This is a genomic window from Bacillota bacterium (genome assembly GCA_023511455.1).
Taxonomy (GTDB): Bacteria; Armatimonadota; HRBIN16; order HRBIN16; family HRBIN16; genus HRBIN16.
The window spans coordinates 1-13031 of record JAIMBJ010000038.1 but is presented as its reverse complement, the minus strand read 5'-3'; the positions used below and the strand labels follow the sequence as shown (position 1 = coordinate 13031).

Genomic DNA, 13031 nt, shown 5'->3' with positions numbered 1-13031 from the left:
TATCTGGAGGTTCGACGCAGGGCTCTTGCCTCCCTGCCGTTCGGGAGCAAACCATGCGTCAAGCGAAAGATACCGATTACGGCTCGGCGGGGGACTCGCCCTCGTTAGCGATAGCGACAATCAGCCGTTCAGCCACTGCAGTAACTCTTCCACACTGCACTCCGCCTTCCCCAGCAGCCACTGCGCCAGCTGCTGCAATCTCTGTTCCTCCATCGCCTCGGCGGGTTCTGCGCCCGTCTCCGATACCACGCGCACCATGACATCACAACCCTCGGCAATGCGCATCACGCCCTCCTGCGAGAAGGAATGGGGTAGTTGCAGGGCGTCCAGAAACAGGTTCCACCAGAACCCGTTTGCCCCATTGGGTGCGACGAAGACCAGATGTTCTATCGCTCGCGTCATCGCCACGTACCACACGCGCAGTTCCTCCTCCCACTCGCGCTGGCGAGACCAGATTGCCGCCGCCTGGGTCATCGGGGGATGGGTCGTTTCTTTCATAAACCCCTGCGCCACAAACTTCTGTGCGGGCAGGCAGGCGAGCAACCTTGGCTGCGGGCGGCGGCGTATGGGGCGAGCGACATCGGGCAGAACCACCACTGGAAATTGCAATCCCTTTGCGCCATGCACGGTGTAAATGCGCACCACGTCCGCCGTCTCTTCCAGCACGGGGGCTTCCCCTTCGCGCAGGGCGATGCGTTCCAGTTCGTTCACTATCTCTACAAACTGCGCGATAGACATTTCGCGGTTCTCGGTTGCCATCTGCACCAGTTTGCGCACGTTGGCTACCCGCTGTTTACCTTCGGGGCGACACAACAGACGCGCCTCATACTGCGTGTGGTCAATCAGTGCGGTGAGCGTCTGAGCCACGTCCCGCAGAGCGCGTTGTTGCTGCAGGCCCTCCACCAGCGCGACGAACTCACGCACTGCCTGAGCATCCGTCTGTGCGGGGTTGGCGTCCAGCCATCGTTTCACCCCTGTCCACAACGGCGTACCCTTGCCTGCTTTCTGTGATTCAAGCGCGCAGGCGTACAGAGTGTCCATACTCGCGCCGACCATGGGCGAGCGCAATGTGGCTGCCACCGCGATGTCGTCGGTGGGGGAGTCTATCACCGTTAGCGCGAAGATAAGGTCACGCACTTCGGGCTGCACAAAGTACTGGCGTCGCGCGGTGTTGTAGAAGGGGACCCTTTCCCGCGATAGAGCCTCCTCAAAAATGGGCACCTGATTGGTTTGCCGTAACAGAATGGCAACATGACGGTACTGTAAGGGCTGTCCCTGTTCCGCGCCGTGCGCCGTGATGCAAACCCGATTCTGCTCGACCAATTGCCGAATATACCCGGCGGTTGCGCGGGCGATGGCTACCCACAGGGTATCCTGGCTTTCCTGTGGCACCATCACAAACTCCACGCTGGGCTGCTGCTTGGGCACGAACGGCTTCGCACTGCGCAACGGACGGAACACGTCCCCGCCAATGGACGCCGACCATATCGGGCGGTAGATGCACTCTATGAAGCGCAGAATCTCAGGGCGCGAACGGAAATTGCGCTGCAGTCCTACCAGCAGGGCACGGTCTGGGGATGCACGCGCTTTCTGCTCCATGCGGCGAAACAGGCTGACATCGGCGTGGCGGAAGGCGTAGATGGACTGCTGTGCATCGCCCACCACAAAAAGGTTCCTGCCGTTGCTCAGCAGGCGCACCAGCTCCAGCTGCAGCCCGTTGGCATCCTGAAACTCATCAACCATGACGAAACGGAACCTCTGGCGATAACGCTGGCGGACGGCTTTGTGTTCGCGCAGGAGGCGTATCGCTTCGGTCATCACGTCGGCGAAGTCGCACAGGTTGGCTTCCGTCTTCACGCGCTGGTATTCATCCCATGCCTCCACCAGCAGGTGCAATGCGGCAACGGTTCGCCACGCCTCCTGTACCTCTCTGGTTAATTGCTGGGCGTTGAGCATGGCGAACCAGTCCCGAACGCGGCTCAGGCACTCCGCCACCACGGGGTGGTTCACGTGGCTATCGCCCTGTCGGAGAAGCAACGCTTCGCGCAGCGTGTGGACCGTCTGCGTCAGGTCGCCATCTTTGGGGATGTTCTCGAGCGCATGTTGCAGGCGACGCAGCTCTGCTGCCAGCGTCTCCTCCGCAGGGAGCACACGCTGAGCTGCCTTCACCCCAGGTAGCAAGGCGTTCCGCAACAAGGACAACAGTTGCCAGCCGATGTTCTGGGGATTCTGGCTGATGTCGTCCGCCCATTCCAGCAGGTGCCGACGCCCCCAGCCAAACAGGCGCACCGTCTCCATCGCGCGGTAGAGGTCCTGGCGCAGAGTATGCAGGGCGTCTCGCGGGTCGCTGCCGAAGCGCATCCTGCCGAAGGCTTCACGCAGCAGTTTGCCGATGTTGCTATCGGGTTGCACGCTGTGCCTGTCCACCACGCGGTCAAAAGCGCGATAGAACAGTCTCTCGGCGTCGTGTTCGGCGAGCTGCTGGAAAAAGGGGTCTACCACGCTGTCAAAAGGGTTCTCCCGAATCAGGCGGGCGCACAGCGAGTCGATGGTACTGATGTACGCGCTCTCCACCAGCCATCTTGCTTCACCCATTCCCTCCCGCTCCAGCAGCGCAACGATTCGCTCTTTCATCTCGCGCGCCGCTTTGCGCGTGTAGGTGATGGTCAATATCTCATCGATGCCCGCCTTGCCCGCCTTGACCAGGTGCACGAACCGCTCTGCCAGCACCTGCGTTTTGCCAGAACCAGCCCCTGCCGACACCACTACCGAACGGTCATCGGTCTCGACCGCAAGACGCTGTTCCTCCTCCTGTACCGGGCTTTGGGGGTATGCCATGTCCGTTTCACCCATACTATGGTAGCGAAGCGGCGCAGCGAGTGTCAAACACCTCAGCGAAGGCGGTGCTCCTTGAAGAAACGCACAATATGCGCTGTTGCCTCAGGAGGCCAGATATGCCCTCCGTCATGGGCACAAAACACCACGTGATTGTTGTCTTTCACCGGCAGGTAAGTGATACATCCCTTTGCCCATTCCTTTTGCTCGCTCCCGCAGCCGTTGAGACGGAGTAACACGTCGCGCGTGCGCTCCGCCGCTTGAAAGGAAACCAGCCTGTCCGCCCTGCCGTTCACCATCAGCACCGGGCGCGGCGTCCGTGCGCGCAATAAGAATAATCCACCTGCTCCCGCTACCGGCGCGAACGCTGCGAACGCCTTCGCCCTCTCTGCCAGCAGCACGAAACAGAAGAGCGCACCGTTGGACATTCCGCAGGCGTAGATTGCCTTCTCGTCTACCCGATAGCGCGATTTCAATTCTTCCAGAAGCGCATCCACGAACTTCAGGTCGCGGTCTTCGTATTCGCCCGGACGGTGCTGCCAGCCCGGTCCGTTGCGCAACAGGCGGGGGCTGTACACGGTCAGCCCCTGTGGATAGACCACCGTTGCCTCTTTCCATGCCGTGTGCAGGCTGTATGCCCGGGCGGCGTGATAAGCGTTTCCGGTGAAGCCGTGGAACACCAGCACCACCGGCGAGGGCTTGCGGTGGGCTTGCGAGCCGGGATACACCAGCGCAGTACGCTGAACACCGTCTACCCGCAGGGTAATTTCCTCGGGTTCTTGCGGCATACGTCATCACCTCCACCCTGCAGACGTTGGGGACGGTGAAAATGTTCAAGAACGCTTCTCTTTCAGAGGGTGGTCGCGACAGTGCGCGACCATCCAGAAAAATGCGGGAGTAGCAGCCTGCTGTCACGACTTGCCACGCACCAGCGCCTCGCCGGCGCTCAGCAGTTGTTGTACCAGCTCGGGTGAGGATGCCTCGGCGTACACACGCACCACCGGCTCCGTGCCCGATGCTCGCAGTAACAGCCACGCGCCGTTGTCCAACAGGAACTTGGTGCCGTCCATGCGGTCAATCACATTGACCGGCAAACCGGCGACCTCCCGCGCTTCGGTTTGCGCCACGCGCTCACGAGCGGCGGGCATCTCCTCGCGTTCCAGATGCAGGTCAATACGGTTGTAATGGTGTTCTCCGGTCAGTTCGAACACCTCCTGCACCAGGTCGCTGAGTTTCTTTCCGCTCAGCGTCATTGCCTCCAGCAGCATCAGTCCCATCAGCACGCCATCTCGCTCGGGGATATGATGCTGCACCCCGATACCGCCGCTCTCCTCGCCGCCGATCAGCACATCGCCCTGTAACATGTTCTCGCAGATATACTTGAAGCCGATGGGCGTGACGGTCAACGGTAGCCCGAAATGCCGGCACAGGGCGTCAATCATATTCGTGGTAGAGATGGTCTTCACCACACGCCCGCGCCAGCCGCGCCTTTGCACCAGATGGTACAGCGTGATGGCAAAGATACGATGACTGTCTACAAAGTTGCCCCGCTCATCGACTGCGCCCACGCGGTCGGCGTCGCCGTCCAGCGCGATACCGATGTCCGCGCCCTCGCGCACCACCGTCTCCATCAACACCCCGAGGTTAGAGGCAATCGGCTCGGGGTTGACGCCGCCGAACTGTGTGTCACGGTTCTCGCGGATGGCGATGACCTGCGTCCTTCCACCCTGCAACAGGGTACGCAGATAGCCCGCGCCTGAGCCGTGCATGGCGTCGGCTACCACTTTCCAGCCCGCCTCCAGAATGCGGGGCATTTCCACCAGTGTGCTGAGGTGCTGCAGGTACTCGGTGGTGAGGTTTTCGGTGCGCATCCTGGCGGGTTTATGTCCAGCCGTCTGTTCGCCCGCCAGTATCCGTTGCAGGTGCGCCTCAATCTGCTCGGTGATGTCCGGCAGAGCGGAACCTCCGTAGTTCGCTTTGAACTTGAAGCCGTTGAACTGTGGCGGATTGTGGCTGGCGGTAATCATCACACCGCCCTGCGCCTTGCGATGATACACTGCGAACGACAACGCTGGCGACGACAGCGAACTCTCCGATAGCACGGCGGGCAGTCCGCACTGGGCGAGCTCCTCCGCTGCCGCCCGCGCAAACACCTCTGACTTCAGGCGGTTATCGTACCCCACCAGCACGCCATGCCCTTCGGGTTTTGCGTGGTGCAGGTATTCCGCTACCGCCCGCGCCACCAGACGCACGTTCGTCTCGTTGAAGTCCTCATCGATCACTCCACGCCAGCCGTCCGTTCCAAAGCGAATCTCCACCTGTCTCACCTGCGACCACCTCCGTATTAAGGTATGTTACTCCACCAGGAGTTATGCCGTTGAAAGAGTACTCAGAAGTTTACAATATAAAGCGACACAAACTGTCATTCTGAGCGAAGCGAAGAATCTCAGAGATGCTTCACTGCGTTCAGCATGACAAGAAATGTCATTCTGAGCGAAGCGAAGAATCTCAGAGACCCTTCGCTGACGCTCAGGGTGACAGGGAAGAGATGCTTCGCTTGGGCTCAGCATGACAGAAAACGGTCTGTGCAGTCGCTGACAAAGCGTGACCTGCTGTTTGTCCATTGCAACTGCGTAACTCCTGTCCACTAAAAAGTATACAGGATTTCATGCCTCATCGTGGGTAATGGCATTCCGTTGCCATCACGCCTCTTTCAGCCTGGTGCCCCACCACTCCTCTTTAGGAGTGCGCAGCATCAGTTCGTGGATGGCGTCGCGCGGGTTCAAACGCCCCTCCAGCACGGCGCGGATGGTCTGCGCGATGGGCATTTCGATGTTCAGCCTTTCTGCCAGCTGGCACACCGCGAAGGTGGTCGGCACACCCTCAGCAACCTGCCGGAGCTCCTGCAGGATGTGCGCCAGCGGCTTGCCCTGTGCCAGTCCGTGTCCTACACGCCAGTTGCGACTGAGATGGCTGGAGGCGGTCGCAAACAGGTCGCCCACGCCCGATAGTCCCATAAAGGTGCGCTCCTCCGCGCCCAGCGCGACGCCCAGCCGCACCATCTCCGCCAGCCCGCGCGTGATAAACGCCGCCTTGGAGTTATCGCCAAAGCCCATGCCGTCGCTGATGCCTGCACCGATGGCAAGCACGTTCTTCAGCGCGCCGCCGAGCTCCACCCCTGTCACGTCGTGATTGGTGTAGACGCGGAAGGAAGGGTGCATGAACAGCATCTGCGCGCGCCTTGCCGCTTCGGGGGAAGGTGAAGCCACCACCGTTGCTGTGGGGATTTCGCGAGCCAGCTCCAGCGCGAGGTTGGGACCGGAAAGCACCACCATATCGCCGCAGTGCCGACCCAGCGTCGCTTGCAGCACCTGTGAGGGGCGGCTGCCGTCCGTTTCCAGCCCCTTCGCGGCGGAGATGAGCAATCGTGGGGAGGAGAGGCATTCCCGAACGGCGGAAGCCACCTCGCGCAATGCGCCTGCAGGTACGGCAAAGACCAGCACCTCCGCCTCGTTAACCGCTTGCTGTATATCGCTGGTAGGGGTCACCAAAGGGGGCAGGGGGAAGCCGGGCAGGTAGCGCGGGTTCTGCCCTTCACGGCGAATGGCTTCCGCTAATTCGGCATCACGCGCCCACAGCGCTACCTGCACCTGTTTGTTGCCCAGCAACAGCGCGAGAGCCGTGCCCCAGCTTCCTGCCCCTAAAACCGCTACCGTCGGCAATTCAGGCACCGAACTTCTCCTGAACGTTCATCAGGCTGGTCAGCATGGGCACCAGGTCCTTGCCCCGGATGCGCCCCAAACCACCCCGGGCACATGCCCGCTCGCCGAACTGCGTCACGTCGTCCGTGCGCACTTCCGGTCCCCACAGCACGATGGGAACCGGCTCACCCGTGTGGTCGCCGAAGGAGCAAGCAGTGGTGTGGTCAGCGGAGACCACGATGTAGGTGGTTGCAGGGTCGATCTGCGTCAGCAACCAGCCCAGCATCGCGTCAATGCGCTGGATAATGTCCACCTTCGCCTGCGGGTTGTGGTCGTGTGCGGCGACATCGGGCCCCTTCACGTTGCAAAGGACGAAGGTATGTTCCTGCAAAGCCTCCACCACCTTGCGTCCCATCGCCATCACGTCGCTGTCCAGTCCGCCGGTGGCTTCGGGCACTTCCAGCACCTTCAGCCCCACGAAGCGGGCGATACCCTTGATTAACCCCGTCTCTGCCACGCACGCGCCAATCAGCTGGTGGTGCGTGTTGAAGTCCGGAATACTGGGTGCGACACCAGCCCCGCGCGGCAGGATGATATTGGCGGGGTTCAAGCCCTGTTCGCGCCGCTTCTGGTTCACCGGATGGTGGTTCAGTTTTTCGTAGCTGAGGCGCACAAACTGATTGACGATGCGCGCGGTGCGTCGGGCGGCGGCATCATCGGGATCTATCGCCTGAACCTCGTGTACTTTTTCGCCCTCAGCGTGCGGGTCGGCGTCGGTGATTTTGGGGGATAAGCCAGGTCCGCGCAGAATCAGCGCGCCGCGGTGCGCCACCGACTCTTTGAAGAACACCTGCACGTCCTCGATGAAGATGCCGTTCACCTGCGCGGCAAGCTGGTCAGTACCTTCGGTGATGCGTCCTGCGCGGCGGTCGAGAACCACCATGTTGTCGTCCACGGTGCTGAAATTGCAGCGGAAGGCGATGTCACCTCCACGCACCTCCATGCCCACGCCGAGCGCTTCGAAGGGTCCGCGTCCGGTGTACACGGCGTAGGGGTCGTAGCCCAGCAGGGCGAGATGTCCCGTGTCGCTGCCCACGCGCACGCCGGGCGCAATCAGGTCCATCAGCCCCGTTTCGCCCTCTGTCGCTAAGCGGTCCATGTGGGGTGTATGCGCGGCTTCGATGGGGGTCTTGCCGCCTAAGGCGGGATGCGGTCGGTCTGCCATCCCGTCCCCGATAAGCACAATCACCTTGCGGGCTTCGGAAGATGCTGCCATTGGGTTCACCTCCTGTGCAAATGGTGCCTTTTTCACTTCCGCAAAAGGGCGGGGATTTCCTGTTGCCGGAGTGTGGCAGGAGAATGGTGACCTCGCGGGCAACTAAAGAAACGACTCTGTTCGCCGAGGAGCTTTGTGGATGGCACCTTCATCACGTCTGGAACAAGCGGTTCAGAAGCTTACCGACAAGGTAGACCTTGACGCGGTAGAGCGCCAAGTAGATGTCGCCGAAGAGTTCGAGCGAGTTTTCGCCCTGCAGGACGAGAACCGTTTCGACCAGGCGTTCGAACGCTCCGCCACGTTGGTGCGCCAAACACAGGGGAAGCTGCGTGAATCTGCCCGCGAACTGGCAATCTTTTCCCTTGAGCAGTTTGTCGCGATGGCTTTCACCGACGAGCAAATGTCAGCCGCACGAAGAATGATGCGGAGCTGGCTCGAAATTGAGCCGGGCGACGTGGTGGTCACCCTCACCCTGCACGACTTTTCTATCCCGGAAACGCCGGATGAGGAACAAGTCTCCGACTCCCACCTGGACGCTATGTTCCGAAAACACCCACACGCGGTGGAGGCTCGCGTGGAGTACCTTGCGATTTACCTCCCGGCTCTCTCCTTTGTAAACAGGCTAAATGCAATGAAAGAACTGGAGCAAGTTTGGCGGAGTCTTCCCGAAATGGATTGGGAGGCAGTTGCGAATACCCATCATGTCGTGGGCACATTTCGCGAACTGCTGTCCATGACCTGTTACATGTTACATACTCAGTCGGCGCGGAGGGCTTTCGACCGGAAACGACAAGAGCTCAATGAGGGTATCCGGCAGTTTGGGCTGGAAATAGACCTCTATCCCGATTGGATACCCCCCAACCGTAGCGAGCGTGCTTCTTCCCAGCAAGAGAATGCGCTTTTGAAGGCTATCGATGTAAACTGGATAGTGAAGGCCATTGAAGACTCTCAGGTTGTGGAGCAGATTGTGAACTGGGGGCGCGAGGGGAATTGGAAGAAGGTCTACCATCAGCTGTATCCTTTCGAGCGGTGGAAAACCCGTCCGTTTGCCAGGATATTCCGCAAGTTCCTGAACAGGGCATTCAGCAATCTGACCGATGTGTTTGAACTGGACTTCCGTCGTGAGAGCATTGCGGGCATCCGGCGATATCTTCAACAGTGGAAAGACTTCAACCCAGATTCGGCTGTTCCTCTCGCACGCGAGGCGCTGCTGCTCAGGGCGGAGCAACGGTTCGTGGAGGCGATGGAACCGATTGAGGCTGCGTTGAAACTGTCGCCGCGCAGCCCGGACGTGCTGGTCGAAAGCGCACTACTGCATTACGCAGTGGGCAACCGTGAGCAAACGGCTGAGCTCCTTGAGCGCGCATGGCGTCATCTGCCTGAAATGGAGTGGGCATTGGACCCAACCTTTTCATGGCTGCAGGATGTCTTCGACGCACTCATCGCCCTGACCGCTGCGCTTATCCATGAGGTGCTGGGCGAGCGAAACGAGGCGAAAGAACTGCTCAAGGACGGCATCGCCATTCTGGAACAGGCCCCCCTGTGCAAGGACAGGCTGCGAGCCATCAACCAGCAAGCCTGCTGAAATAATGATGCATCTGGTCGAGCAGGAACGTCTATAATAATAGACAGTGCAAAGGAGGCTGGGCATCATGAAAAGAGGGCTGGCACTCATCCTGCTCGCGCTGGTGCTGGTGGCAGGCTGCTGGGCGCAAGAGCCGACCCGCGCCCGCAAACGCATCGCGGTGCTTTCGTTCGACCCGCCGATGGAATATCGCACGGCGCAACTTGGAAACATTATCGGCGATATGCTTACCACCGCGCTGGTGAAGATGGGGCTGGAGGTGGTGGAGCGTTCGCAACTGGAGGCGGTTTTGCGCGAACAACAGCTGGCGCGTTCGGGCATCATTGACCCTGCCACCGCGGTGGAGATGGGCAAGATTCTGGGCGTGGATTACATCCTTGGCGGGCGCATCACCGAGTTCGGCATCCGCGACGAAAGCCAGCTGGGGGGCGTCATCGCGCAGTTCTCGGTAGGCGTTCGGGTACGGCAGAGTACCGCGCGGGTGAAAGCGGACGTGCGCTTGATCGACGTGCGCACCGGACGCATCCTGATGGCAGAGACGGGCGAAGGACGCGAAACGCGCAACGACCTGACCCTCGTGGGCGCAAGGCTGTTCGACTGGCTGGCGGGAGTGGATTTCGGCAGCCGGGAGTGGGCGGAAAGCCAGATTGGTCGCGCCACGCGCAAGGCGGTGGACGACATCGCGAAGAAAATCGCCATCTACTTCCCATCCGAGGCAGAGGTCATCGCGGTGATGTCTTCTGATGAGTTCATTATCGACCGTGGACGGTTTCAGGGTGTGCGCGTGGGCGACACCTACGAGGTGTTCCGCGTGTCCAACGTGCGCAACTCGAAGGGGCAGGTGGTGTGGACGGACACCGTGTCGCTCGGCATGGCGAAGGTCACCGACGTGCAGGATGAACGGGCGAAATTGCGCTTCACCCGCCGCGCGAAGGATGCGGAAGAGGTCAAAGAGGGCGATATCGTGCGGGCGGTGAACAGCTCCAAACGCTAAAAGGGGGGGAATCGGATGAACTTTCCCAAAAACCGGATGCGCATCATTCACTCGCATGAGGGCAGGCAGTCGGAAAAAGGCTGGCTGGTTCTGGACGTGCCCGGACTGGACCTGGATGGCGTAAACTCCATCGTTATCCCCATCGAGGAGATTGAGAAGTTGCAGGAAGGCTCGCAGCAACAGGCGAATCCTTTAGAGCAGCTTCAGAAGCTGCTGGGCAAGAAGGAGGGAGAGCCATGATACGCTCACCTGCCGTTGCAGGAATGTTCTACGCCGACACCGCCGCCGAATTGCGCGACGAGATACGCAAATGCTTCCTGTCCCCCCTTGGACCGGGACAGCTGCCCGAAACGGCAATCAACGGCAAGCGTGCCCTGCGCGGGTTGATGTGTCCTCACGCGGGTTACTACTACTCGGGAGCCGCCGCCGCCCATGCCTACGCACGCCTCGCGGAAGACGGTACGCCCGCAACGGTCATCTTGCTGGGACCGAACCACCGCGCCATCGGTGCCCCGATAGCCATCCTGTCGCGTGGTGTGTTCAAGACGCCTCTGGGCGAAGTGCCCATAGATACCCCCACAGCCGAAGCTATCAAGCAGACGGTTTCCGCGGTACGCGAGGATGAGACCGCACATTATTCAGAACACTCGCTGGAAGTGCAGTTGCCTTTTCTGCAGACGGTTGCTCCCAACGCCCGCATCGTGCCCATCGTTTTCGGCAGGGTATACTACGACCGCGAGACCGTCGAGGTGTTGAAAGATCTGGGCAAGGCGCTGGCGTCCTTACTGGGCGACCCGGCTCGCCACCGCGTGCTGATAGCCAGCACCGACCTGATGCACTATGTGCCCCGCGACGAGGCGTACCGCATGGACGAGGTCGCTTTGCAGGCGGTGCGCGAGGTGGATGGCGAGCGGTTGATGGAGGAGGTCTTCCGCCGCGACATCAGTATGTGCGGCGTGATGTCCACAGCCACCATGCTGTTTGCGCTGCGGGAAGTGGGCATTACACAGGGCGAAGTGCTGTGCCATTACACGTCTGGTGATGTGCCGGGCGGGGACACTCGACACGTCGTCGGTTACGCCGCCTGCGCCTTCTACGCCACGAAGTAGGAGTCCCTTCCAGCGACGGTGAAAGGAGCACTTGTGGGGTACTACCATCCCGCAGGTGAAGGGGGATGTTTTCCGTTGAAGCGTTGCTGATTGTCGCACTGCTTTTGCTCAACGCCTTCTTTGTGCTGGCGGAGTTTGCATTGGTACGGGTGCGCTCCACCCGTCTGGAGGAGTTAATCCAGCAGCAAAACTGGCGTGCGCGCATCGCCAAACACGCGCAGGAGCACATCGATGCCTACCTGAACACGGTGCAGGTGGGCATTACCCTTGCCAGCATTGGACTGGGATGGGTCGCCGAACCATGGGCGGCAAAGCAGTTGCAGCCCGTATTGACCCTGCTGGGCATTACCTCCCCGCGCAGTGTACACGTTACCGCTTTCATCATCGGGTACCTGACCATCACCTTCCTGCATGTCGTGCTGGGGGAGATGGTTCCCAAAAGCGTTGCCATCCGCCGTACCGAACCAGCGGCGTTGTGGACGGCTCCGCCGTTGAACCTGTTCCATCGTCTGCTCTTTCCGCTGACCTGGCTGATGACAGGTTGCGCGTCGCTGGTGCTGCGCCTGCTTCGCATTCCGCCTGCCTCTCCCGAAGAGGCGTATTCTCAGGAGGAACTGCGACTGCTGCTTGCCTCGTCCCGTCGCTCCGGCGCGTTGAAAGACACCGAAGCGGAGCTGATGGAACATGTCTTCTCCTTCGGCGACAAGCGAGCGAAGGACATCATGGTTCCTCGCGTGGATATGGTGTACCTGTCCACGACCTGGTCGCTGGAGGAGAACCTGCGCATTGCCGAACAGTATGGCTTCACCCGCTTCCCGCTTTGCGAAGGCGACCCCGATAAGGTCATCGGCATCGTGCACGTCAAAGACCTCTACCGCGCCCGACAGCACGGCATCGACACGTTGAGGCACATCGCCCGCGATTGCCTGATCGTGCCCGAAAGCAAACCTATCGATGAATTACTGCGCGAGTTCCAGAAGCAAAAAATGCACATGGCAATCGTGGTGGACGAGTATGGCGGCACCTCCGGGCTGGTAACTATCGAGGACGTGATTGAAGAGATTGTGGGCGAGATTTACGATGAATTCGAGCCGATCCAGCCGCGCATCCAGAAGCTCGGCGACAACCGCTATCTGGTGGAAGCCAACGTGGAACTGGACGAGCTGGCAAGCCAGCTCGGGGTGGAGATATCGGAAGAGGACAGCGCGTTCGAAACCGTCGCCGGTTACGTGATGGGCAAGCTGACCTCACTCCCGCGCGTAGGTGACCGTGTACCCTTCGGCCATTTTGAGATACAGGTAGTGGAAATGCGCGGGCGACGGGTGCATCGGGTGTATGTGCAGCCTGCATACAGCGGAACCCCGGCAAGCCCGTCTGGAAGTGGCAACCCCTTGTGAATGCACAACCGATGTGCCCTACTCATCCCCTGTTTTTCCGAAATTGCGTACCAGCACGCCGAAGTCGAACAGTGTTACCTCCTCATCTCCGTCCAGGTCGGCATCGGGGTTCCAGTTGCTGTCGCCTGGCTGCG

At 60.4% G+C, this 13031-nt stretch carries 10 protein-coding genes; 5 read left to right on the top strand and 5 right to left on the bottom strand.

The genetic code is table 11. The features are described 5' to 3' along the window. Positions 1–120 precede the first annotated feature (120 nt). From K6U75_14890 to K6U75_14870, 5 genes are all read right to left on the bottom strand, one after another. Positions 121–2838: a UvrD-helicase domain-containing protein gene (locus K6U75_14890; GenBank protein MCL6476329.1), complete on the bottom strand. Its 2718-nt coding sequence runs from the start codon at positions 2836–2838 to the stop codon at positions 121–123. Positions 2839–2891: 53 nt separating this feature from the next. Then, on the bottom strand, positions 2892–3623 hold the full coding sequence (locus K6U75_14885; GenBank protein ID MCL6476328.1) for an esterase: 732 nt from the start codon (positions 3621–3623) through the stop codon (positions 2892–2894). Positions 3624–3746: 123 nt separating this feature from the next. After that, complete coding sequence (locus tag K6U75_14880) at positions 3747–5162, bottom strand: phosphoglucomutase/phosphomannomutase family protein (protein MCL6476327.1); 1416 nt, start codon at positions 5160–5162, stop codon at positions 3747–3749. Positions 5163–5537: 375 nt separating this feature from the next. Beyond that, on the bottom strand, positions 5538–6557 hold the full coding sequence (locus K6U75_14875) for an NAD(P)-dependent glycerol-3-phosphate dehydrogenase (GenBank protein ID MCL6476326.1): 1020 nt from the start codon (positions 6555–6557) through the stop codon (positions 5538–5540). 1 nt (position 6558) lies between these two features. Beyond that, on the bottom strand, positions 6559–7812 hold the full coding sequence (locus K6U75_14870; GenBank protein ID MCL6476325.1) for a 2,3-bisphosphoglycerate-independent phosphoglycerate mutase: 1254 nt from the start codon (positions 7810–7812) through the stop codon (positions 6559–6561). Positions 7813–7951: 139 nt separating this feature from the next. Here K6U75_14870 and K6U75_14865 point away from each other — a divergent pair, with 139 nt between their 5' ends. The 5 genes from K6U75_14865 to K6U75_14845 all read left to right on the top strand — a co-directional run bounded on the left by K6U75_14865 (position 7952) and on the right by K6U75_14845 (position 12897). Then, on the top strand, positions 7952–9397 hold the full coding sequence (locus K6U75_14865; protein ID MCL6476324.1) for a hypothetical protein: 1446 nt from the start codon (positions 7952–7954) through the stop codon (positions 9395–9397). Between the two features lie 67 nt (positions 9398–9464). Beyond that, positions 9465–10391, top strand: a complete 927-nt coding sequence (locus tag K6U75_14860; GenBank protein ID MCL6476323.1) for a hypothetical protein — start codon at positions 9465–9467, stop codon at positions 10389–10391. A 15-nt stretch (positions 10392–10406) separates the two neighbouring features. Beyond that, positions 10407–10631, top strand: a complete 225-nt coding sequence (locus K6U75_14855) for a hypothetical protein (protein ID MCL6476322.1) — start codon at positions 10407–10409, stop codon at positions 10629–10631. Further along, positions 10628–11500, top strand: a complete 873-nt coding sequence (amrB, locus tag K6U75_14850; protein MCL6476321.1) for an AmmeMemoRadiSam system protein B — start codon at positions 10628–10630, stop codon at positions 11498–11500. Before K6U75_14855 ends, amrB begins: the two co-directional genes overlap by 4 nt. A 65-nt stretch (positions 11501–11565) precedes the next feature. Further along, a complete protein-coding gene (locus tag K6U75_14845) occupies positions 11566–12897 on the top strand; it encodes a hemolysin family protein (GenBank protein MCL6476320.1) in 1332 nt (443 codons plus the stop codon). The last annotated feature ends 134 nt before the right edge of the window (positions 12898–13031 follow it).

Bases quoted from the DNA above. Each gene is read 5' to 3' on its own strand.
- K6U75_14870 (MCL6476325.1), bottom strand. From the start codon at position 7,812: ATGGCAGCATCTTCCGAAGCCCGCAAGGTGATTGTGCTTATCGGGGAC.
- amrB (MCL6476321.1), top strand. From the start codon at position 10,628: ATGATACGCTCACCTGCCGTTGCAGGAATGTTCTACGCCGACACCGCC.
- K6U75_14885 (MCL6476328.1), bottom strand. From the start codon at position 3,623: ATGCCGCAAGAACCCGAGGAAATTACCCTGCGGGTAGACGGTGTTCAG.
- K6U75_14890 (MCL6476329.1), bottom strand. From the start codon at position 2,838: ATGGCATACCCCCAAAGCCCGGTACAGGAGGAGGAACAGCGTCTTGCG.
- K6U75_14855 (MCL6476322.1), top strand. From the start codon at position 10,407: ATGAACTTTCCCAAAAACCGGATGCGCATCATTCACTCGCATGAGGGC.
- K6U75_14865 (MCL6476324.1), top strand. From the start codon at position 7,952: ATGGCACCTTCATCACGTCTGGAACAAGCGGTTCAGAAGCTTACCGAC.
- K6U75_14860 (MCL6476323.1), top strand. From the start codon at position 9,465: ATGAAAAGAGGGCTGGCACTCATCCTGCTCGCGCTGGTGCTGGTGGCA.
- K6U75_14845 (MCL6476320.1), top strand. From the start codon at position 11,566: ATGTTTTCCGTTGAAGCGTTGCTGATTGTCGCACTGCTTTTGCTCAAC.